The organism is Mesorhizobium sp. Root102 (genome assembly GCF_001425625.1).
Classification (GTDB): domain Bacteria; phylum Pseudomonadota; class Alphaproteobacteria; order Rhizobiales; family Rhizobiaceae; genus Mesorhizobium.
On sequence record NZ_LMCP01000014.1, the window covers coordinates 22195 to 44002 of the forward strand.

Genomic DNA, 21808 nt, shown 5'->3' on the forward strand with positions numbered 1-21808 from the left:
CGACCTGAGATGAGCTAGCTTTGCTGCAGGGGATGAATTCCATCTAGCAACCGCTCGCCCAGCCGCGTTTCGCCAAACCAGTTCAGCCGATTGATACTTACGAAGCCGGCATCGATCGCCTCATTCTCGTCGCCGGGTTCACTTGCATGAGCCCGGCCGCGCGGGACGGTGATGACGGTACGATCGCCATCGCTCTGCACAATCTCGGCCTTGCGGCCAATCTTGTCACGACCGATGCGCGGCTGGCGGATTTCGGCCGGCAGCGTGGTCGGCAGGTTGATGCTGAGCCAATGGCCCTCCGTCGCCCAGTCGGCGCGCGATTGCCACAACGAGGCGATCAGCGCGCCAAGCCACTGGTCATCGGCATCGGTGAAATCAGGATTCTTCACACGCGAAAAGCCGATCGCCGGCACGCCCCAGAAGGTCGCTTCCCGTGCAATGCCAAGCGTGCCGGAATAGGCAAGGTCCTCGGCGACATTGCGCCCGTCATTGACACCCGACAGCACCAGGTCCGGTCTCCGCGCATCGGCAAACAGCCACGTCATCGCGCTGACCACGCAATCGGCGGGCGTGCCGGAACAGGAATACCAGCCCGGCCTCGCGCGCCGCATCGTCAACGGGTTGGCAATCGTCAGCGACGAGCCTGCAGCAGTGCGTTTGCTATCAGGCGCGACCACCCAGACATCCTCGCTCAACGCACTTGCGGCCTTGACGAGACGGGCGAGCCCCGGCGCTTCGATGCCGTCATCGTTGCAGATCAGAATTCTCATCGTCTTCTTGCCTCCGGCACCGTGATGCGCTGGCCGGTGCGGCATTGCGTGCGCAGCGGCGGGATGTGGCTTTTGAGATCGCCGAGAAGGTCCGGCGCGCAGGAATGGCCTAGCGCCACGGGACGCCCGGCCTTCTCCCAGATGTCGACATTGCCCGACAGCGTCGGATGGGTCGGCATGCGCACCCAGTCCGCGCGGCCAGCCTTGTGCAACAGATCGCCCGGGGAACTTGACGGCAGATGCCCGGTAAGCAGCACCGGAAAACCCGCCTGGTCGGCACGCGGCAAGAGGCGCGACGACGGGCCAGCCTCACCCATGCCATCATCCGCCAGCAACGGCATTGACGGCAGAGGATCGGCATCGGTCCAATCAGCTGCACCTTGCAGGCGGGCAAGCAAGAGCTTGGAAACACCCGGCAACAAGGCTGCGGTGGCGCCGATCTGCGCTTCCAGGGACGAACGCATGCCGGCATGGATGGCAAACGGCCCCGGCAAGGCGGCGATCAGCTCCAGCGACCGCCCCGAGAGCGGGGTCGGCAAAAGACATCCGTCTGAATGGCTCGCCACCCACTGCGAAATTTGGCGCGCGCGCGCCGTCCCCGGCACCGGATCGGCGCCATAGGAGGCATCGAGAACAAGCAGGTCGCAGTGCGGGATCGCGTCCATCACGAAGACATTGCTGTCCGGCACCACATCGGCCGAATAGGCAATGCGGCGCTCGCCGTCGTCGACGGCAAACCAGACGCCGCCCACGACGTGCCCCGACCGTCCAGTCCTGACGGCGAGATTGCCGCTCTTCAGCGTGTCGCCGGGCTCGAAAAGCTCGATGCGATCTACTGGAAAGGGAAACTGCCTGAGATCCCCGGGATCGGCATAACCGGCAAGCGTGGCCGGAGCCTCGTTGCGAGTCTCGGCCGTCATGAAAATCGGACCGGCATAGCCGCGCGACAACAGCCAGCTCAGCGCGCCGACATGATCCTCATGGGCATGCGAGACGAACAGCGCGTCAATGTCGGCGATCGACCCGTTCAGCGCCGGATAATAGTCCGCACCGGAGGCACCAACCTTGATGCCGATGTCGAGCAGGATGCGATCGTTGCCGCTGCTGACAGCAAGACTGGTGCGGCCCTTTTCGCCAAAGCCGCCGAGCAGGTCGAGCATCATCACGCTGCTGCCCCTGCAGCCGGGATGAGCCAGCCGGATCGTATCCGCAGACGCGCCTGGGCTCCGCTCTCCAGCACGACCGGGTCGGGCTGTTCGAAATGCAAGGTGAGGTCGGGATTGGTCGAAGGCGTGAATTCGATGCGCGCCGAGCCACCCTGATAGATCACCCGCTTGACCATGCCATCGAAGCCGGGGCCGTCCGGCGACACGTCGAGATCGGCCGACCGGCAGCAGATCTTTGCCCCGGTTCGCGGCCGCTCGCCTGGCCGGCAGCGGACAACCAGCTCAGCGCCGAGAACCCGGACCTTACAGCGGCCCGCCTGCTCCGCACTCAGTACGTCGGCGGGCAGCAAAATGCCTTGCGAAATGAAGGATGCGACCATTTCATTTGCCGGCTCATGATAGAGCTCACGCGGCGTCGCCAGCTGGGCAAGGCGCCCTCCATCCATCACCGCGATACGATCGGCCAGCGCCATCGCTTCGGCCTGATCATGGGTGATGTAGACGATGGTCGTGCCGGTGCGCTTGTGGAAGGACGCGAATTCGTCCTCCATCGAGGCCCTCAGATGCACGTCGAGATTGGCGAGCGGCTCATCGAACAGCACCAGCGAGGGCGCGGCGACAAGACAACGCGCTAGCGCCACGCGCTGGCGCTGGCCGCCGGAAAGATTAGCCGGCCTGCGGTCGCCCAGTGCTTGCAGATTGACCAGGGCGAGTGCGTCCTCAACCTTCTGGCGCGCGACCACCTTGTCCAGCTTCGCGACCTTCAGCGAATAGCCGATGTTCTCGGCCACAGTCATGTGCGGCCACAGCGCATAATTCTGGAAGACGATGCCGACGCGCCGCTTTTCCGGCGCGACGCTGCCGCCCTTGCCCGACACGACATCGCTGCCGATGCGGATTTCGCCTGACGTCACCTTCTCGAAACCGGCCACCAGCCGCAGCAACGTCGTCTTGCCGCAGCCGGAAGGCCCAAGCACTGCCAGGAACTCGCCATCGCCGACGTCGATCGAAACATCCTTCACCGCGTCGAAGTTGGCGAAGCTCTTGGTCACATTGTCCAGGCTCAATCGCGCCATGGCAGCACTCCGCTGGGAAGGTAGGGGGCAAGCAGATTGGTCACCAGCATCAGCACGAAGGTGACCGCTACGGTGATGACCGACATCGCCGCCGCGTAGTTGGAATCGCCGCCTTGTTCGAAGGAAAACATCACAACGCCGATCGTTTCCGACCCCGAAGACCACAGCAGCGCCGACACGGTGAGCTCGCTGAGCGCCGTCATGAAGATCAGCAGGCCGCCGGCGATCGCTGCCGGTGCCACCAAGGGAAAGATGATCGTGCGCATGCGCGTGAACAGTCCGGCGCCCGCCACTTGCGCTGCTTCCTCCAGCGCCCGGTCGATCTGGTGATAGCCGCTGATGGTCGGCCGCAGCGCCAGCACCAGGAAGCGGGCGAGATAGGCGTAGAGGATGATCCAGACGGTGTTGTAGAGCTGGATGCCGGTCAGCGGGATCGGCCGCAGGAACAGCAGCAGCGCGGCAATCGCCAGCACCACGCCGGGCAAGGCATAGGGCAGTTCGACCGACAAATTGAGCAGCCGTACCCAGCGCTGCTTGCCCCAGGCGATCAGATAGCCGATCGGCACTGCGACCAGGACCGCGAAGAAGGCCGCCGCGATCGACAGCCAGAAGCTGTTGAAGAAGGCACGGCTGGCCGCATCATGCTCGAACAGCACAAAGCGATAATTGTCGAGCGTCGCCGTCTTGGCGGTGAGCGCAATGCCGTAGCCCGGCACCAGCGATGTCAGCACCAGCCCGAACAGCGGCAGGACCAGCACCACCACGATCAGCAGCGACATGCCGGCCTGGACCACAGGCCGCCAGCGGCCCAGCTCGTAGGGTTCGGCCGCCAGCGAGGTGGAACTGATGCGATAGTCGCGGCGGCGGCTCATAACCTCCTGGGCGAGAATGCCCGCCATGGCGATGACGCCGATCAGCACCGACAGGAACGCGGTTTCGCCGAGCACGGCAGGACCGCCGCCGGCCAGCCGTTGATAGATCAAGGTTGGCAGCACGAGATAATTGGCGGGAATGCCGAGAAAGGCTGGAATGCCGAAATTGCCGACGCAGGAGACAAAGGCGAGTGCCGCCGCCGCCATAATCGATGGTGTCATCAGCGGCAGCACAATGGTGACCAACACGGTGAACCAGCCGGCGCCGCCGGCCCGCGCCGCTTCGACCAGTTCGCGCGGCAGTTTGCGCAGGCCGGCGCGCACCAGCAGGAAGACCAGCGGGCCATATTGCACGCCTAGCAGCAGGATGATGCCTGAGGTGGAGTAGAGCGGGTTTTTGGTACCGAGCGGCGGTGCCGCGCCGAAGAGCTTGAGGAACGGACTTGCCGGGCCGAACAATTGCAGCCAGGCCAGCGCCGTCACCTGCGGCGCGATCATCAATGGCATGACGTAGCAAAGCACCAGGGCGCTGCGGCGACGGATGTCGGTCAACGTGATGAGGACGGCCACCAGCGTTCCCGACAGCACCGCAAGCAGGGTACCGCCGACGCCGACGACCAGCGTGTGCCAGGTCGCGATCCAGGTCGCCGGGTTGGCGAGCCCGGCCTTTATCGCGACGGTCGACAGCGTGCCGCCGGGTGCCACGATCTCCTTGATGAGACGCAGCATCGGCAGCAGGGACAGCAGGACGATGACGATGGCTACCGCCGCCGTCAGGGCCATTTCCTGGCCCCGGCTTTCCCTGATCCGTGTTGACATGATTGCGTTTCCTGGGGTCGATCAGCCGATGCGATCAGGTTCGCCCGTTGGGGATGCCGCTTGAACGGCATCCCGCCGGGATTGTCGGCTCAGCCGCCGAACAGTTCCGAGAACTTCGCCTTGTCGGCGTCGGTCGTGGCAACGATTGCTTTGGTGTCGAACGGCATCACCTTGACCTTGACGCCTTCCGGCAGCCATTCGGGGCGGCCGACCGAGGCGCGCGCCGGCAGATAGCCCATCGACAGCGCAAGCTTCTGGCCGTCATCGGAAAGAATGAAGTCGACGAACTTCTTGGCGCCGTCGACATTCTTGGCTGTCTTCATGATGGCGACCGGTTCGGTCACCGCCGGCACGCCTTCGCTGGGGAACACGAACTCGACCGGCGAGCCCTTCTTCTTGGCGTTCATCGCCATGAAGTCGACCAGGATCCCATAAGGCTTCTCGCCTGATGCCACCGACTTCAGCACCGCACCGTTGCCGCGCACGCTGACGGTGTTGTTGGTCTTCAGCTTCTGGAAGAAATCCCAGCCATAATTGCTGTCGCCGACAAAGCCCGAAAGCAGGTAGGCCGCTGCACCCGAATAGAGCGGGCTTGGCATGACCAGGCCATCGGCATAGGCCGGCTTGGCGAGATCGGCCCAATGTTCCGGCTTCTCGGCGGCCGCTGTGTTGTAGACGATGCCGGTTGTGATCAGCTTGCTGCCGAAATAGGTCTTGTCGGCGTCGTAGGCATCAGCCTCGATGCCATCGAGCTTGGCCTCGGGATAAGGCAGCAGCCGGTCGTCCTTCTTCAGCAGCTCCATCGAGACCGCGTCGGCGATCAAAAGCACATCGGGCTGCGGGCTGCCGGCGGCGAATTCGGCCGCCATCTTGGTCAGGATGTCGCTCGTTCCCGAACGATAGATGGTCACGTCGATGCCGGGCTGCGCCTTCTTGAACGCATCCACGGTCTTGGCGGCGTCGGCTTCCGGCTGGGATGTGTAGAGCGTCAGTGTTTCGGCGCTTGCCACACCGGCAAACAAAGTTGCCGCGAGCGCTAGTTGGCTGGCCAGCAGCTTGATGATGTGCGTCTTCATGAGACCTCCTGTCTTGTCTGTGCATGACCGGTCCGGCCCTTGGCCAGATCCCCGTCTCTTCCTCCCTGCACGGCGCATATGACTGGTGGATGACACAGCGCGTGAAACCCACAAAATATGTTCATATGTACAATGTCAATTACAAATGAACAGGATTGTGCGATAATCGACACGCCGGAAATCCGGCATCAGTTGACATCCGGCGGCCGTTTCTCCGAAGAGAGCAACCTGGCCAGGCCATGGCTTATGAGGACGAGGACCGATGCCCACGGAAAAACCCAGACCGGCTCGACTGCCGATGGTCTCGTCGGACCTCAACGTCAAGACGGCATGGCTCTACTATGTTGAAGGCTTCACGCAGGAGCAGATCGCCGAAAAGCTCGATGTCTCCAGGGTGAAGGTCATGCGCACGCTGGCCGCCTGCACCGCCGACGGCATCGTCGTCACCATGATCAACGCGCCGACCGCCGCGCAGGTGGCTCTCGAGCGGGAACTGGAAAAGCGCTGGGGTCTCAACGCCGCCATCGTCATCCCGACGCCTTCGGCGCATGACCATCTGGAAAAGGCCATCGGCCATGCCGTCGCTGCCTATCTCGGCGAGCAGATGCAGGATGACATGACGCTGGCGATCGGCGGCGGCGCGACGCTGCATGCCAGCCTCGGCTTTCTTGCCCGCCGGCAACTGAAGCGCGCCTCGGTGGTGGCGCTCGTCGGCAGCCTGCCGCACTCGCAATGGATCAATCCTTCCATCGTTGCTGCCAAGGTCGCCGATGTGTTCGAGGTCGACAGCTACCAGATCACCGCGCCGGTGATGGTGGACGATTCCTCGTTACGCGATCTCCTCTGGGCGCAGCCAACCCTGCAGGATGTACGCCGACGCGCAGCCACTGCCGACATCGCGCTGCTGACGGTCGGCGACATGTCGCCCGATGCCACCATCTTCCGGCACGGTATCGTGCCGTCATCGCTGATCGCGCCGCTGAAAGCGAAGGGCGCGGTCGCCAACATGCTGTGCTATTTCGTCGACGCCGCCGGCGGGCTGGTCGATCACGAGGTCAACCGCCGCGTCATGGCAATCGAGCTCGATGTGGTCGGCCAGGTGCCCAATGTCGTGCTGGCCGCGGGCGGCAAGCGCAAGGTCGCGGCGATCCTCGCCGCGCTGAAAGCCGTCAGCACCAATGTGCTGATCACCGACAGCGATACGGCGACGGCGCTGCTGGCGAAGGGCGGCTGAGCCGGCTTTCGGTTTAAATAAGCCCGCGCTCGCGCAAAAAATCCTCGACGCCGACATGGGTCATGGATTCGAATTCGGCGATCGCTTCGGCCACCCGCCTGCGCTGCGCCGCCAGCAGCGTGAACACCTGCTTCATCTCGCCGGAAACGCCAAAACGGCTCCACCGCTCGGCGATGTGCATGGGCAGCCCGATGTCGGCACAGAACGCATCCAGGCTGTCATAGCCGAGGCTCGCAACAAGCTGCTTGGTCTCCTTCGCCGACATGCGTGGCTCAAAAGCGTGGTCGTGCAAGCGCTGCGCCACCAGCTTGATATCGGACGGCGACGCGCCCATGACCTTGCCGAACAGCGTTTTGACGTCAGATGGGTCGAATGCAGGCATTTTTGGCCTCCCTGGATCGCAATCCAGATGGAACATGGGTCAAGGGTCGGCGCCTGACAAGTCGTTTCTGATGTAAGCCGGCGCATCATCTGGCGCGCCGGTTCCGACAGGACCTAGACCAGCATGCCCATCGGGTTCTCGATCAGCCGCTTGAAGGCTACGAGCAGTTCGGCACCCAGCGCACCATCGACGGCGCGATGATCGGTCGACAGCGTCACCGACATCACGGTGGCTATTCTGATCTCGCCATTCTTGACCACCGCCCGCTCCTCGCCGGCACCGACCGCCAGGATCGTCGCATGCGGCGGGTTGATGACAGCGGCAAAGTCCTTGATGCCGAACATGCCGAGATTGGACACCGCGGTTGTACCGCCCTGATACTCTTCCGGCTTCAGCTTGCGGCTGCGGGCGCGGCTGGCCAGATCCTTCATCTCGTTGGAGATGGTGGACAGCGTCTTTTCGTCGGCNCCGCCCTGATACTCTTCCGGCTTCAGCTTGCGGCTGCGGGCGCGGCTGGCCAGATCCTTCATCTCGTTGGAGATGGTGGACAGCGTCTTTTCGTCGGCCTTGCGGATGATCGGCGTGATCAGGCCGCCGGGGATCGACACGGCGACGCCGACATCGGCATGCTTGTGCTTGACCATGGCGCTTTCGGTCCATGAGGCATTGGCATCCGGCACCGCCTTCAGCGCCAGCGCCATCGCCTTGATGACCATGTCGTTGACCGACAGCTTGTAGGCGGGTGCGTCGCCCTTATCGGTGTTCTTCACCGGGGCTGCCGCATTGATCTGCGTACGCAACGCCAGCAGCGCATCGAGTTCGCAGTCGAGCGTCAGGTAGAAATGCGGGATGGTGGTCTTGGCCTCGACCAGACGGCGCGCGATGGTCTTGCGCATGTTGTCATGCGGGACGAGGTCGTAGGAGCCATCCTCGAACANGCGTCGCCCTTATCGGTCTTCTTCACTGGGGCTGCCGCATTGATCTGCGTACGCAACGCCAGCAGCGCATCGAGTTCGCAGTCGAGCGTCAGGTAGAAATGCGGGATGGTGGTCTTGGCCTCGACCAGACGGCGCGCGATGGTCTTGCGCATGTTGTCATGCGGGACGAGGTCGTAGGAGCCATCCTCGAACAAGCGCAGGACGTCCCCCTCCCCCTTGAGGGGAGGATGGCCGGCCAAGGGCCGGTCGGCTGGGGTCGTCTCGGCAGTGCTCGACGCTAGGGCGGTGCTGGACTGGGCGGTGCCTTCTGAGGCGACCCCCTCCGTCCGCTTCGCGGACACCTCCCCCTCGAGGGGGGAGGAAAGTGCCGCGTCGATATCGGCTTTTACAACGCGGCCGTACGGGCCTGTGCCGGATATGCCGGAAAGGTTCAGGCCTGCTTCTCGAGCCAAGCGACGAGCCAAAGGTGTCGCGCGGGTTCTCCCCTCCCCCTCGAGCGGAAGGGGGCGGGCCGCAGGCCGGTCGGGTGGGGTCGGTTCGACCGGATGCGGCTCAAGGGAGGTGCCTCCTGAGGCGACCCCCTCTGTCGACTTCATCGACATCTCCCCCTCAAGGGGGGAGATTGGCGCATAGCTTTCATCCTCGGCATAAATCCACGCCACAGCCGCGCCAACGGGGATATCGACCCCCTCCTTGCCGGTGACGTCGCGCAGGACGCCGCTGGCCGGCGCGTCGATCTCCATCGCCGCCTTGTCGGTTTCGATCTCGAACAGCACATCGCCCTTCTTGACCCTGGCACCTTCCTCGGCAAACCAGCGCGAGATCTGTCCGGTCGCCATGTCCATGTCGACCTTGGGAAGAATGACTTCAGTCGGCATGGGTCAGCGAGCCCCTCTCACGAGGTCGCGCGCGGCGGTGATGATGTCGGGAATTTGCGGCACCGTCGCTTTCTCGAGTTCCGGATTGTAGGGGATCGGCGTTTCGGCGCCGCCCAGCCGCACAATCGGCGCATCGAGATAGTCGAACGCTTCGCTCTCGGCGATCATGGCGCTGACTTCGGCGCCGATGCCCAGCGTCTTGACCGCTTCGTAGACGCACATCAGCCGCGACGTTTTCTTGACGCTGTCGATGACGGTCTGCTTGTCCATCGGCCGGATAGTCCGGAGATCGACGACTTCGACGTCGATGCCTTCGGCCTCGAGAACGACAGCGGCGTCGAGCGCCTTCTGCACCATGATCGAGGTGGCGACGACGGTGAGATCCCGGCCCTCGCGGCGAATATCTGCCTTGCCGATCGGCACGGTGTAATAGCCTTCGGGCACCGGGCCCTTCATCTTGTAGAGCAACTTGTGCTCGAAGATCATCACCGGATCGGGATCGGCGACCGCCGCCAACAGCATGCCCTTGGCATCATAGGGCGTCGCCGGCTGGATGACTTTCAGACCCGGCACATGGCCGAGCCAGGCCTCGAGACTCTGGCTGTGCTGGGCCGCCGCACCCGTGCCGGAACCGGCGGGAAAGCGCATCACCACGGGAACCGAAACCTCGCCGCCCAGCATGAAGCGTATCTTGGCCGCCTGGTTGACGATCTGCTCCATCGCGAGCGTGGCGAAATCGGAAAACTGGAATTCGAAGATCGGCCGCATGCCGGTGAGCGCGGCGCCGACGGCGACACCGGCCCCGCCCAGTTCGGAAATGGGCGTGTCGATTACACGCTCGGTGCCGAAGCGCTCGACCAGATCGCCGGTCACCTGGAAAGCGCCGCCATAGACGCCGATATCCTCACCCATCAGAAAGACGCGCTCGTCCATGTCCATGGCGATCGCCATGGCTTCCTGGATCGCCTGGGCGTAGCTCAGTTCACGCACCATCGCGTCCATCACGCCTGCTCCGTATAGACATAGTTGCCGGTGTCGCGAACGTCAGGCGACGGGCTCGCCTTGGCGAACTCGATGCCGTCGGCGATCTCTTGCGCCACCGCGTCGCGAATGGCCTCGATGCCCTTGTTGTCGATGAAGCCGAATTCCCTGAGCTCGCTTTCGAACAGGGTGATCGGGTCGCGATTCGACATCCAGTCCTCGATCTCCTCCTTGGTGCGATAGCGGTTGCGGTCGCTCTTGGAATGGCCGCGATGGCGATAGGTCTTGGATTCGATCAGCGTCGGCCCCTCGCCCGCGCGGGCCCGGGCAACAGCTTGGTGCGAAGCCTCGGCGACCTCGGAGAAGATGTTGCCGTTGACGATGACGCCCGGCATCGAATAGGCGGCGGCGCGCTCGGCAATGTTCTTGACGGCGGTCGAGCGGGCCGTCGATGTCGACATGCCGTAGCCATTGTTCTCGCAGACGAAGATCACCGGCAGCTTCCAGATCGCGGCCATGTTCAGCGCCTCATGGAAGGCGCCTTCATTGTTGGCGCCATCGCCGAAGAAGGAGACCACGACCTTGCCGGTCTTCATCATCTTGGCGGACAATGCCGCCCCGACGGCGATCGGGATGCCGCCGCCGACGATGCCGTTGGCGCCGAGATTGCCCTTGCCGACATCGGCGATGTGCATCGAGCCGCCACGGCCCTTGCAGTAGCCGGTGGTCTTGCCGAAGAACTCGGCGAACATGCGCTTAACCTCGGCGCCCTTGGCGATGCAGTGGCCATGGCCGCGATGCGTCGAGGTGATCTGGTCATCCTGGGCGAGCGGCATGCAGATGCCCATGGCGCTGGCCTCCTGGCCGATCGACAGGTGCATGGTGCCGTGGATGAGGCCGCGCGTGTAGCACTCCTCCGCACCCTCTTCGAAGCGGCGGATGAGGTACATCTTGTAGAGCACCTCCCTGAGCTGCGCTGCGCTGTACTGGCGGTAGACGAAGGGCAGATTGGCGCGACTATCAGTGACGGCTTTGCTGGCTCTGGTCATGATCACGCTCCCACGGACCCGTAGACGAGCTTGTCCTGGCGCGCGCGCAGTTCGGCGATCTTGGAGCCCGCCGCGGGAGCGGCATTCGCATAGGTGATGAGCTCGCCCTTCCTGATCGGCGCGGTGACCGAGCCGCCCTGCAGCAGGCCGCAGGGAATGGCCTTGGCGGCGCGCGCCTCCGGCGTCGTCATGATCCAGGCGCGGTAGCAATATTCGCCGATCGCATCCAGCTTCTCGCCCGGCTTCATGTCCTTCTTGGCCACCGCGCAGACCTCGGCCACCGGTTTGGCCAGCGGCACCATGTCGGCCTTGCCGTAGAGCACCACGCGGGCGCAGGTCAGCGGCACTTCGAGCGAGGTCAGGTGATAGGGACGGTGGAAGGTGAAGTACGGGCCCTTGCCCATCTTGAGATCTTCCATGCGCTCCGAGATACGCGGATGCGACATGTCGGCGACGACGAAGACGCCGGGCGCGACACCCTTGCCGATCGAATAGTCGACGACGCCGACCTTCGACAGCACGCCGCCATCCCTCTGCGGTACTAGTACCTTGGACAATTCGCCAAGCGTCGCCGACGGGCCGTGCATGCCGGCCTTGTCGGGAACCAGCCCGGTGGCATTGGCGATCGCCGCCATCTCGACCATGGTCTTCGAGCCGTCAACGAATTCGACCAGCATGCGCACATTCATGTGCCGGCGCTTGGCTTCCTCCTCATAGTCGGGGGGAATGGCGTCGATGTTGAGCGGATTGTTCTTTCCCTTGCCAGCTGCAACGATCGGATGACCCATCGCCGAAACGAACTCGATCAGCTCCATGCAGGAAGATGGCTCATCGCCGGCGCCCAGCGAATAGGTAACGCCGAGGCGGTCTGCCTCGCTTTTCAGATAGGCGCCGATGGTGACATCGGCCTCGACATTCATCATCACCAGATGCTTGCCATGTTCCATGGCGCGCAGCCCGATCTCGGCGCCGACGGCGGGAACCCCGGTGGCATCGATAACGACGTCGATCAGATCATTGTTGATGACAAGGCTGGCATCGTTGGTGACCGCCACCTTGCCGGCCTCCATCGCCGCGGTCATCGCCGAATCGTTCGAGACTTCGCGCGCATGCCCGGTTTCCTGGAAGGCTATATCCACCGCCTTGCTCGCCGCGGGCAGGTTCAGTTCGGAAATGGCGCCGATCTCGATGCCCGACATATGGGCGACGCGGGTGACGATGTCGGTTCCCATCTCGCCGGAGCCGATCAGGCCGATGCGGATAGGCTTGCCCGATTTGGCGCGTTCCTGAAGATCGCGGGCAAGACCCGTCAACGAAACATTGGAAGCCATACCGCTTATTCCTCCCACATTGCAGGCTTGTTCAATTGCCTGACGGGTATTGAACATATGTATTTCTGTCAAGACTAATGTCCAAATCGATACTCTTTTAGGGCACTTTCCCGGGAGCGAAAAGGAGAGAGGGAAGGCCTGATATCGCGCAGTCAAACGGTTCACAGCAGGCCCGGATGACCCCATAAGAATCAGATGTCGCCCCTTCTTCCGGCAAAAGGAAGCCGGGGCTTGTTCGCTGGACTGTGTGTGCGTAAAAGGCGCATAGAGGCATCGGTTGGGGGCTTTCCGATGAACGTTCAACAATGGGTGCGGCCTGCCGCGCTGCCGGGCGATGGCCCGGCGCATGCGATCGCCGGCATTTTCGCCGCGGAACTGCAGATATCGGCGGTTCAGCTCGACGACAACTTCTTCGATCTCGGCGGCGACTCGCTGACGGCCGAGACTTTGGTGCTGGCCGTGCAGAAGCGGTTCGGCGTCAAGTTGCAGACCTCCGCCCTGCTCGGGGCGCAGACGCCGCGTGAGTTCGGCCGGCTGATTGCATCGCTGGTGCCGGTCCATCCTGCCGGTCAGTTGATCGTGCCGGTGGCGGGCAATGTCGGCCATGAGCCGATCGCCATGATCCACGGCATTTCCGGCTCGGCCCTGTTCGCCAATCGCTTCGGCAAGCGACTGAAGCAGAAATACGCTGTCATGGCCGTGCGCGGCATGGGGCTCGAGCCCGGCGAGACGCCCTATTCCAGCATGGCCGAATTCAGCTCCAACTATTTTGAAGCGCTCACTTCGGTGACCGGCCAGCATCCCGACATCATCGGCGGCATATGCGCGGGCGGCCTGCTGGCGATCGAGGTCGGCCGGCTGAGCCATGAAGCGACCGGCAAGCGGCCGGCGCTTGTTCTCATCGATCCGCCCTCGCCCGGCTCCGCCTGGCTGAAACCGATGCCGGACGATCGCATGACCGAGAGCAGGCGTCGCCAGATCGCCCGCAAGGTGATCTACTGGCGCCTGTTGCGCGATGGGCTCAGCGCGGTCGGCCTAGGACAGTCACGCCTTGGGCGACACCTGCGCAAGAAGGCGTTCAAGAGCGCGCTCTTGCAGGCAGCGGCCGGTTTCGTGCCCTCGTCCTATCCCTGCGACATCCTCATTCTCGCCAGTTCCGAATGGGGCGCCACGACAGTGGAGCAATACAGGGACTGGGCATCCGACATGGCCACCATGAAAACCGTCGTCATGCCGGGCGCGCATGACAAGTTCCGTGCGGCCAACATGGATGCGATCGACGCGGAGATCATCGCTTTCCTCGCCGCAAGAGACACGGCAGCGCGCGACGTTCAGCACCGGCAATGAGTTTTGGCCGAGACATACTGGAGGCCTTCGCCGCCCATGGCGACCGCGTGGCAATAGTCAGCGGCCGTCAGCAGATAACATACGGCCAATGCCTGGCGCAGATCGGCCATCTCGCCACCAATTTCAGGACATCGGGGCTGCGGCCTGGCGACCGCGTCGGCCTCTCCATGATCGATAACATCGACGTCGTGCTCTCGATCCTCGCCTGCTGGAAGATCGGCGCCACGCCGGCCGTGATCGATTTCCGGGCGCCAAGAATTCAGCGTGCGCGCTACGCCCACGACTTCGGACTCGCCCTGATTTTCGAGAGCCGCAGCCCGCCCGGGGACGACTCCTATCCGAATGCCATTTTCCAGACCGACTGGAAGGCCACCTCGGCGCCCGTCGATCCGATCGATGCCGACGATGGCGAAGTACATCCGGCCTTCCTGATGTTTTCGTCCGGCACCACCGGCGATCCCAAGGCCTATATCCAGTCTCATGGGGCGCTCGGACGTCGGGTCGCGGCACGCCGGAGCACGCTCGAAGGAACTGCAAAGCGCCTGCTGACGCCCATGGCACTGTCCTATTCGGCAACACGCCACCAAATGTTGGGATACCTGTTCTATGGCGGCACGGTCAGCTTGTTCCCGCCGCTGTTCACGCCATCCGAGCTGATTGAGGCCCTTTTGTCGTTCAAGGCCAGCGCAACCGCCTTGCCGCCGCCTGTGATTTCACGGCTGGTGCGCGAAGTGGGCGAGCGATCGACCCGCATTTTGCCGGATCTCGACGTGCTTTTCAGCATCGGCGGACCGGCACGGGCGGAAGACAAGATTGCCGCTTACCGGAACCTGTCTCCCGGCTATCAGATCGGCTACGCCACGAGCCTTACCGGCAACATCACGACTTTGAAGGGGTCTGACGTTCTGGCCAAGCCCGAGACCACCGGCAAGCCATTCGCCAGCGTGCGCATCGATGTGCTGGGGCCGAACGGAGAATTGCTCGGCAAGGGCGAGCCCGGACGGATCAAGGCCTGGACCTCCACCATGGTTTCGGCGGCGCTGCTGCCGGGCAACCGATTGTTCGTCGACCCGGACGTCATGGGCCCGGACTGGGGTATTCCGGGCGACATCGGCTTTGTCGACGACGATGGTTTCCTGACGATCGTCGACCGCGAGTCCGACATGATCGTGCGTGGCGGCGTCAACGTCGCGCCGCAGGAATTGGAGAAGCTGTTACGGGGCCATCCCAAGATTCGAGACGTCGCCGTCGCCGGTTTTCCCGACGACACGATGGGACAGGAGATTGCCGCCTTCATCGTAGCCGAGCATGGCACTGTCGAGGAATTCCGGGCATTCCTGCGCGCCAACGTCGCGCCGGACCGGCGGCCGCGTGAGATCAGGCTGGTGGCGTCGCTGCCCTACAGCGACAACGGCAAGCTGTTGCGCCGCCGCCTTGTCGAGACGCTCTCGACCAAGATCTAAAAGAGGTCCGGGATCTTCGCCAGCCATGGTGTCGGCCAGGGCTGCGACACAAGGATGTCGAACACGGCAAAGACGATGCATGTCGTGCCCGCGGCAACCAGGATGGGCGAGCGCGGCGAGATCGAGCCGAGCCCAAAGATCGCGCCCGCCACGAAGATGAATGTGGCTGCCAGATGTCCGATCGAGAGAATGAGCACCGCAAGCGCCAGGCAAAGCCCGATCACGGCAAGATTGCCTTTCATGGCGCCATCGCCGGAGGGCGCCCATTCACCGCTGGTGGTGGCCGGTGCGAAGGGCGCCTGGCCGTCTCGCGTCTGCCGCAGCAGCCGCAGCGCCGTCTGTACGGATATTGCCAGCGACAAGAGCGCCAGCAGGCCAGCCGTGATCATCGGGAAGATGCCGGCTTCGAACGGAAACCATGCCGCAGCGCTGACAAAGGCCGCCAGGGCAAGCAGGGTCATCACGCTGCTGGCGATCAGGTCGGGCAATGGCGGCGGCAGCGCCCCGGTGCTGTTTCGCGTCTTGACCCAGGATACCGATTGCCGGATCACGCCGGCGACGGAAAGGCCGAGCAGGACCAGCACCAATGGCTGCTTCAGCCATGACCAGCCCGATATCTGGTAGGCGAGGAAAAAGTAGTTTTCCAGGCTCGGCCCGAGCACGAAACCCAGCGAGAAGGCAGAGCGCGGCCAGTTGAGCTCCTTCATCGCCATGCCGATGATGCCGATCAGGATAAGCAGCACGAAATCGAGCGCGCTCATATTGGTCTGGAAGGCACCGACGACGATGAAAGTGACGACCAGGGGCACCAGCACGGCCGCGGAGACGCGTGCGATACGCGCCAGCGGCCTGGTCAGGAACAGACAGGTGACGGCGCCGATGATGTTGGCGACGGCGATGCTGAACACCATCGACATGGTGACCGCAGCGTTCTTGCCCAGCATGTCGGGCCCCGGAACCAGGCCGTGCACGACAAAGGCGCCGAGCAGGATGCTCATCGAGGCCGATCCGGGCACGCCGAAGGCGATGGTCGGGATCAGCGAGCCGCCTTCCTTGGCGTTGTTGGCGGCTTCCGGCGCGATGACGCCGCGCACATTGCCCTCGCCGAATTTCGGTCCAGGTCCCGGCCGCCGCGCGGCATGGCCATAGGCGATCCAGTCCAGCACGGCGATGCCGACCCCCGGAACCGCGCCCAGCAGGGAACCGATGGCGCTGCAGCGCAAGACCAGCGGCCACTCCCGCAGCGTATCCATCATGCCTTGCCGCATGCCGGAATAGGTCGGGATTGCCGAGTCGCCCTGGATTGAGCCTCGCATCAGCAGCGAAGCGAGTTCGGGCAGGCCGAACAGGCCCAGGAACACCACAACGATGGGCAGGCCGTTCCACAGATAGATCTGGCCAAAGGTCCAGCGGTCGGCGCCGGCAATGTGATCGAGGCCGACGAAGGACGCCAGCATGCCGAGCATCGCCGCCGCGAGCCCCTTCAGCGGCTGGCTGCCGGCGAGCAGCGCGACGATGGACAGGCCAAAGGCGCAGATGGCGAAGAAATCGGGCGTCCTCAGGTAGAGAACCACCGGCCGCATGATCGGAATGGCCGCGGCAAGCACCAGCGCGCCAAAGACACCGCCGATCATCGAGGCCGAGTAGGAAGCGCCGAACGCCCGCGCCGCCTCGCCTTTCTTGGCCATGGCATGGCCGTCGAGCACCGTCGCGGCGGCGCCGACCGAGCCCGGAACACCGAACAGGATCGCCGGTATCGTGTCCGATGTGGTGTTGACCGAGCCCATGCCGAGCAGCAGCGCGAAAGCCGCGTAGGCATCCATGTTGTAGGTCATCGGGATGAGCAGGGCCATGCCGAACAGGCCGCCAATGCCCGGCACCGCGCCGACGATGAGGCCGGCGAAGACGCCGGCCATCAGCATCAGCAAACGAAAGGGCTGCGCCATCTCGACGATGGCCGTGAGGATCAGATCCAAACCGAAGTTCCTGTCAGACGCCTACTTCACGAGATTCCTGGCCGCCTCGAACACTGTCGGATCGGCCTTGAGCTTGCGGGCGACCAGTGCCGTGATTTCCTCGCCCGTTGTGATCTTGATGGACAGGTCGCCGAGCTTGGCGGCATCGGCGAGAAAATCCGGATCCCTGCTCATGTCGACATAGGCCTTGCGCAAGGCATCGAGCGTCTCCTTCGGCGTTCCGGGCGGCGCGATCAGCGGCAGGTGAAACTCTCGCGAAGATTCGATCAACTGCGCCGCCTGGCGGATCACCGGATCCTTGATCTGGTCGGAAAAGCGCGGCAGCGTCGGCGCCTGCGGGATGGTGCCGGGCCCGAACGTCCCGATGACATTGAACTCGTCGAGCTTGTCGGCAACATTGTGGTAGGCAAGCGCGCACAGGCCCGCGAGCTCGCCACGCTGGCTTGCGACGATGATGTCGGCGGCCCCTTCAAGGACGCGCAATGCGCGAAAGATCGTAGCCACCGTATAAACCCCGCATAAAACCCGCAGCCGTTCTAACCCATGACCTCGGAAATCGGAATCGGTTTTCAGCAGGGGTGATGGTGTATCCGAATGCCGTCGCAGGAAGACTGGACAGCACCATGGAATGAGCGAGCGACGAAAACGCCGGGCAAAGCCCTATTCTATGAGATCTCTGGCGGCCTCGAAGACTACCGGGTCCGATTTGAGGTGCTGCGCGATAATTCGGCTGATCTCTTCGCCACTGGTAACCTTCACCTTGGTTTCGCCCATCCTGTTGGCGTCAGCCAGGAATTCCGGATCCCTGGCCATCTCCAGATAGGCTTTGCGCAGAGCATCGACCGTCTCACCGGGTGTTCCCGGCGGCACCACTAGCGGGTGATGGAAATGCAAGCTCGATTCGATAAGGCTGACGGCCTGTCGAATCGTCGGGTCCTTTATCTTCTCGGAAAAACTCTCCAGCTTTTCTCCACTCGCGATGGTGCCTTCTCCGAATGTCCCGATGATGTTGATCGTATCGCGATTGACGGTGAGGACATAACTTGAAACGCCGCACAAGCCGGCGATTTCACCACGCTGCATGGCCAATTGAATGTCCGCCGTGCCTTCGAAGCCGGTCACGATGTTGAACTTCGCCTTCAACCCGTTCTTGACCAGGGCCGGATAGATGTAGGTCGAACTGCTCCGGCCCGATGCCCCGATCAGGAAATCGGACCGCAGGAACTTCTCCATCGTGTCGATGCCGGAGCTCTTGGTCGTCATGCAATAGGCCGGATCGTCGATGAGCGAGCCGATCCACTGCAGGGCGAGCGGATCGAAATTCGCGTTCTTCGGATCTAGGATAGGGGCATAGGCCATAGCCTCGCCGATCGAGGCGAGAACGCTGCCATCGGCGGGCTCGCTGCCCACCATCATCTTTACGAGTTTGAGGCTTCCGCCCCCCGGCACATTCTGAACCACGATGTTCGGATTACCGGGCAGAAATTGGCCAAGGTGGCGTGCGATCAGCCGCGACGTCTGGTCATAGCCCCCGCCAGCACCGTAACCGACGTTGATCGTGATTGTCTTAAATTCAACCGCGTGCGCCGGCGTGCACAGCGCGAAGGCGAGGCCGGCAACGAGGAAGGAAAGGACGCGGAAAGCACCAAAGACCGTAGCGAACATATAGACCCCGTACAAAACCCGAAAATCGTTCTAGCCTATGGCTCCGGAAATCGGAATTGATTTTCGGCGGGGGACGGTACGGGTATCAGATAATTGTCGAGGTCGATTGCGGCGCGGGATGAGCGATCGACGGCAGCGGTCACCCACGACAAGTCGTGCCCACAGCATTACCTAGCCGGTGCTGCCGACAACGATAGCGCTACCCGGCCGCGCGGCGGGAAAGTCGTGGAAGTGGACGACCACCCCGTCAGCGTCGATCAGGATCACGGCATACGCGGGAGGCTCGTGGCCAAGGCTCCAGCTGTCCGAAAAATCGAGCGCGGTCTGATGATTGGTGCTGCGCAGCGTGCTCACCGGAATACCGCGCCAGCTGCCGGCGATCAGCCGATGGACATGCCCAGCGAAGATATGACGGACATTGCCGTGGCGCAGTAGGACATCGTGCAACGCATTGGCGTCGGTGAGCATGACACGGTCAAGCTCGGGGATATGAATCCTGAACGGCGGATGATGCATGAACAGGAAGACCGGCCGGTCGCGCGCCTCTTCCAGTCTCTCGCCTAGCCAACGCAGGCGCGCCTCGCACAGCCTGCCCTCGACATGGCCGCTGTCCAGTGTGTCAAGCAGGACCAGGCGGCCCTCGCTTCTGTCGACGACGCTTTGGACGAAACCGTTTTCCGCAACCGCTTCCGGGAACATCTCGACAAACAGCATCCGGTCGTCATGGTTGCCGAGCATCAGCCGGCAGGGCGGAACCAACCCTGCCAGCCGCCGTCCATCGGCAAGGTCGTGTCGGTGATCTGATTGGCGGAGTCCGAGCACAGGAACAGCGTCAGCGCGGCAAGCTCGTCGACGGTGACGAATTCCTTGGTCGGCTGGGCGGCGAGCAGCACATCATGCTTGACCTGTTCCTCGGTCATGCCGCGCGTCTTCATCGTGTCCGGGATCTGCCTTTCGACCAGCGGCGTCCAGACGTAACCCGGCGCGATGGCGTTGACGGTGACGCCGTCGATCGCTGCTTCCAGCGCCACCGTCTTGGTCAGTCCTGAGCCGAGATTCCACAGGATCGCCGCGACGAGCAGCGCGAACACTATGGCAAAGCCGGAGGACAAGCCGACCTGCAGGATCAGTTCCACCGGCAGCAGCGACAGGATGCCGAAGGCGACCGCGCCGCTGGAAGTGAGAACCCCGAGGAAATTGAAGGCGCCCGACCACATTACGGCGAATTCGGCCGGCATGGAGCGTGTGTAGATGACCGTCGCCACCGCGTTGGCGGTGTCATGGAAGCCGTTGATGAACTCGAAGCCGAGCGCGATCAGCAAAGCGATGCCGAGCAGGATCCACGGCACGGTCTTGGCCACCGCCTGATCCTGGATGAGCGCATAGCCGACATAGAAAATGCCGACGAGCACCAGCACGCCGACGGCCGGCAGGAACCACTTCGCGCCACCCCATTAATCCAGCGGATGATCCGGTCTCGGAATACCCGCCTCGCTATAAACTATATCCACCATGTCCCACTCCTATTGCATGGCAGCAAAGAACCGGGATGGACGCTATGTACGCACAATGAACCCTGTGGGACGATGACGAACACAATGTCCGCGGATATTTCAGGCGAAAAGCCTGGCGACCGACGCCGTCACGCGTCGCTGGATTGCGTCTCCAGGATCGCCGAAACAGGGCCGCGCGCGTCACCGAAACGCACGCGGCCCGGCTAGGATATCAGCGCGCCGGCGGCGCGTACATCAGGCCGCCGGCGTTCCACAGCGCATTGATGCCGCGCGCTATCTTCAGCTGGCTGGACTGACCGAGATTGCGCTCGAACATCTCGCCGTAATTGCCAACCTTGGCGACGATGTTGTAGGCGAAGGTAGGCTCGAGCCCAAGCTGCTGGCCATTGTCACCGTCGACGCCGAGGAAGCGGCGGATCGTCGGATTCTGTGACTTCAGCGAGGCTTCCGCATTGGCCCGGGTGATGCCTTCCTCTTCCGCCTCGATCAGCGAGAACAGTGTCCAGCGCACAATGTCGAACCACTTGTCGTCGCCCTTGCGAACGGCCGGGCCGAGCGGTTCCTTCGAAATGATCTCGGGCAGCACTGTGAAGGCGGCGGGGTCGGTCAGCTTCAGGCGCTGCGCATAGAGCGCCGATGCGTCCGTGGTGTAGACATCGCAGCGGCCGCTATCGAATGCCTTGATGATGCTGTCGGCGGAATCGATGACCACCGCCTCGTACTTCATCTTGTTGGCGCTGAAATAGTCGGCGACATTCTGCTCTGTGGTCGTGCCCTGCTCCGCGCAGACCGTCGCGCCGGTGAGCTTGAGCGCGCTGTCGACACCGAGGTCCTTGCGCACCATGAAGCCCTGGCCGTCATAATAGGCGGCGCCGGCGAAGTGGATGCCCATGCCCGTGTCACGCGACAGCGTCCACGTCGACTGCCGCGACAGAATATCGACGGTACCCGCTTGCAGGGCGGTGAAGCGTTCCTTGGTCGACAGCGCCACATAGCTCACCTTGTCGGGGTCGCCGAAAACGGCGGCCGAGACAGCGCGGCAGAAATCGATGTCGAAACCACCCCATTTCCCTTGGTCGTCGGGTGACGAAAAACCGGCGACGCCCTGGCTGACGCCGCACAGGATCGAACCCCTCTGCTTGACGATGTCGAACGTATCCGCCCGCGCCGGCATCGTGACCGATGCAAGCAAGAGCGCGGTGATGACTGCATGTCTCATGATCTGTTTCCTCCCTTGATGAGGCAAAGCCTCTCCTGCCGCCGGCACGTGG

The 21808-nt window shown here is 63.2% G+C and carries 19 protein-coding genes and 2 pseudogenes; 3 read left to right on the top strand and 18 right to left on the bottom strand.

What is annotated here, in order from left to right:
- Positions 1-14: 14 nt before the first annotated feature.
- The 5 genes from surE to ASD12_RS15020 form a co-directional block, all read right to left on the bottom strand.
- The gene (surE, locus tag ASD12_RS15000) at positions 15-770 is read right to left on the bottom strand and encodes a 5'/3'-nucleotidase SurE (protein WP_056587243.1); all 756 of its coding nucleotides are present in this window, start codon (positions 768-770) and stop codon (positions 15-17) included.
- A complete protein-coding gene (locus ASD12_RS15005) occupies positions 767-1933 on the bottom strand; it encodes an MBL fold metallo-hydrolase (RefSeq protein WP_056587246.1) in 1167 nt (388 codons plus the stop codon). The genes surE and ASD12_RS15005 overlap by 4 nt, the downstream gene beginning before the upstream one ends.
- Positions 1933-3012: an ABC transporter ATP-binding protein gene (locus ASD12_RS15010; protein WP_056587249.1), complete on the bottom strand. Its 1080-nt coding sequence runs from the start codon at positions 3010-3012 to the stop codon at positions 1933-1935. The genes ASD12_RS15005 and ASD12_RS15010 overlap by 1 nt, the downstream gene beginning before the upstream one ends.
- Positions 3000-4703, bottom strand: coding sequence for an iron ABC transporter permease (locus tag ASD12_RS15015; RefSeq protein ID WP_056587252.1), 1704 nt, complete (start codon positions 4701-4703; stop codon positions 3000-3002). The genes ASD12_RS15010 and ASD12_RS15015 overlap by 13 nt, the downstream gene beginning before the upstream one ends.
- An 89-nt stretch (positions 4704-4792) precedes the next feature.
- Complete coding sequence (locus tag ASD12_RS15020; RefSeq protein WP_056587254.1) at positions 4793-5779, bottom strand: ABC transporter substrate-binding protein; 987 nt, start codon at positions 5777-5779, stop codon at positions 4793-4795.
- A gap of 262 nt (positions 5780-6041) precedes the next feature.
- Here ASD12_RS15020 and ASD12_RS15025 point away from each other — a divergent pair, with 262 nt between their 5' ends.
- The gene (locus ASD12_RS15025) at positions 6042-7013 is read left to right on the top strand and encodes a sugar-binding domain-containing protein (RefSeq protein WP_056587257.1); all 972 of its coding nucleotides are present in this window, start codon (positions 6042-6044) and stop codon (positions 7011-7013) included.
- Positions 7014-7026: 13 nt separating this feature from the next.
- Here the strand turns inward: ASD12_RS15025 and ASD12_RS15030 are convergent, their stop codons facing one another.
- The 7 genes and pseudogenes from ASD12_RS15030 to ASD12_RS15055 all read right to left on the bottom strand — a co-directional run bounded on the left by ASD12_RS15030 (position 7027) and on the right by ASD12_RS15055 (position 12572).
- Entirely contained in the window at positions 7027-7395 is a 369-nt protein-coding gene (locus ASD12_RS15030) for a hypothetical protein (protein ID WP_056587260.1), read from the bottom strand.
- 113 nt (positions 7396-7508) lie between these two features.
- On the bottom strand, positions 7509-7862 hold a 354-nt coding region (locus ASD12_RS35050), incomplete at its 5' end, for a 2-oxo acid dehydrogenase subunit E2 (protein ID WP_210173857.1).
- 1 nt (position 7863) lies between these two features.
- Positions 7864-8332: pseudogene (locus ASD12_RS35055) on the bottom strand (2-oxo acid dehydrogenase subunit E2); the annotation flags it as partial.
- 1 nt (position 8333) lies between these two features.
- Positions 8334-9211 (bottom strand): annotated as a pseudogene (locus ASD12_RS15040) (E3 binding domain-containing protein); the annotation flags it as partial.
- Between the two features lie 3 nt (positions 9212-9214).
- Positions 9215-10213, bottom strand: a complete 999-nt coding sequence (locus ASD12_RS15045) for an alpha-ketoacid dehydrogenase subunit beta (RefSeq protein WP_056587264.1) — start codon at positions 10211-10213, stop codon at positions 9215-9217.
- On the bottom strand, positions 10213-11241 hold the full coding sequence (locus ASD12_RS15050; protein ID WP_056587267.1) for a thiamine pyrophosphate-dependent dehydrogenase E1 component subunit alpha: 1029 nt from the start codon (positions 11239-11241) through the stop codon (positions 10213-10215). The genes ASD12_RS15045 and ASD12_RS15050 overlap by 1 nt, the downstream gene beginning before the upstream one ends.
- Positions 11242-11243: 2 nt before the next feature.
- Positions 11244-12572 carry an NAD(P)H-dependent oxidoreductase gene (locus ASD12_RS15055; RefSeq protein ID WP_056587269.1) on the bottom strand — a complete coding sequence of 443 codons (1329 nt, stop codon included), beginning with the start codon at positions 12570-12572 and terminating at the stop codon, positions 11244-11246.
- Between the two features lie 291 nt (positions 12573-12863).
- On the opposite strand from ASD12_RS15055, the gene ASD12_RS15060 reads away from it, so the two are divergent.
- Complete coding sequence (locus ASD12_RS15060; RefSeq protein ID WP_056587272.1) at positions 12864-13919, top strand: phosphopantetheine-binding protein; 1056 nt, start codon at positions 12864-12866, stop codon at positions 13917-13919.
- The gene (locus tag ASD12_RS15065; protein ID WP_056587276.1) at positions 13916-15382 is read left to right on the top strand and encodes a class I adenylate-forming enzyme family protein; all 1467 of its coding nucleotides are present in this window, start codon (positions 13916-13918) and stop codon (positions 15380-15382) included. The genes ASD12_RS15060 and ASD12_RS15065 overlap by 4 nt, the downstream gene beginning before the upstream one ends.
- Here the strand turns inward: ASD12_RS15065 and ASD12_RS15070 are convergent.
- From ASD12_RS15070 to ASD12_RS15095, 6 genes are all read right to left on the bottom strand, one after another.
- Positions 15379-17358: a tripartite tricarboxylate transporter permease gene (locus ASD12_RS15070; protein ID WP_056587279.1), complete on the bottom strand. Its 1980-nt coding sequence runs from the start codon at positions 17356-17358 to the stop codon at positions 15379-15381. The two genes, ASD12_RS15065 and ASD12_RS15070, sit on opposite strands and share 4 nt — an antisense overlap.
- A gap of 21 nt (positions 17359-17379) precedes the next feature.
- On the bottom strand, positions 17380-17862 hold the full coding sequence (locus ASD12_RS15075) for a hypothetical protein (RefSeq protein ID WP_200953701.1): 483 nt from the start codon (positions 17860-17862) through the stop codon (positions 17380-17382).
- Positions 17863-18018: 156 nt separating this feature from the next.
- Entirely contained in the window at positions 18019-19023 is a 1005-nt protein-coding gene (locus tag ASD12_RS15080; RefSeq protein ID WP_056587456.1) for a hypothetical protein, read from the bottom strand.
- 171 nt (positions 19024-19194) lie between these two features.
- Positions 19195-19782, bottom strand: a complete 588-nt coding sequence (locus ASD12_RS15085; protein ID WP_244482852.1) for a metallophosphoesterase — start codon at positions 19780-19782, stop codon at positions 19195-19197.
- Positions 19761-20441, bottom strand: coding sequence for an SDR family oxidoreductase (locus ASD12_RS35315; RefSeq protein ID WP_244482853.1), 681 nt, complete (start codon positions 20439-20441; stop codon positions 19761-19763). The genes ASD12_RS15085 and ASD12_RS35315 overlap by 22 nt, the downstream gene beginning before the upstream one ends.
- Positions 20442-20748: 307 nt before the next feature.
- On the bottom strand, positions 20749-21756 hold the full coding sequence (locus tag ASD12_RS15095) for an amino acid ABC transporter substrate-binding protein (RefSeq protein WP_056587282.1): 1008 nt from the start codon (positions 21754-21756) through the stop codon (positions 20749-20751).
- Between the last annotated feature and the right edge of the window lie 52 nt (positions 21757-21808).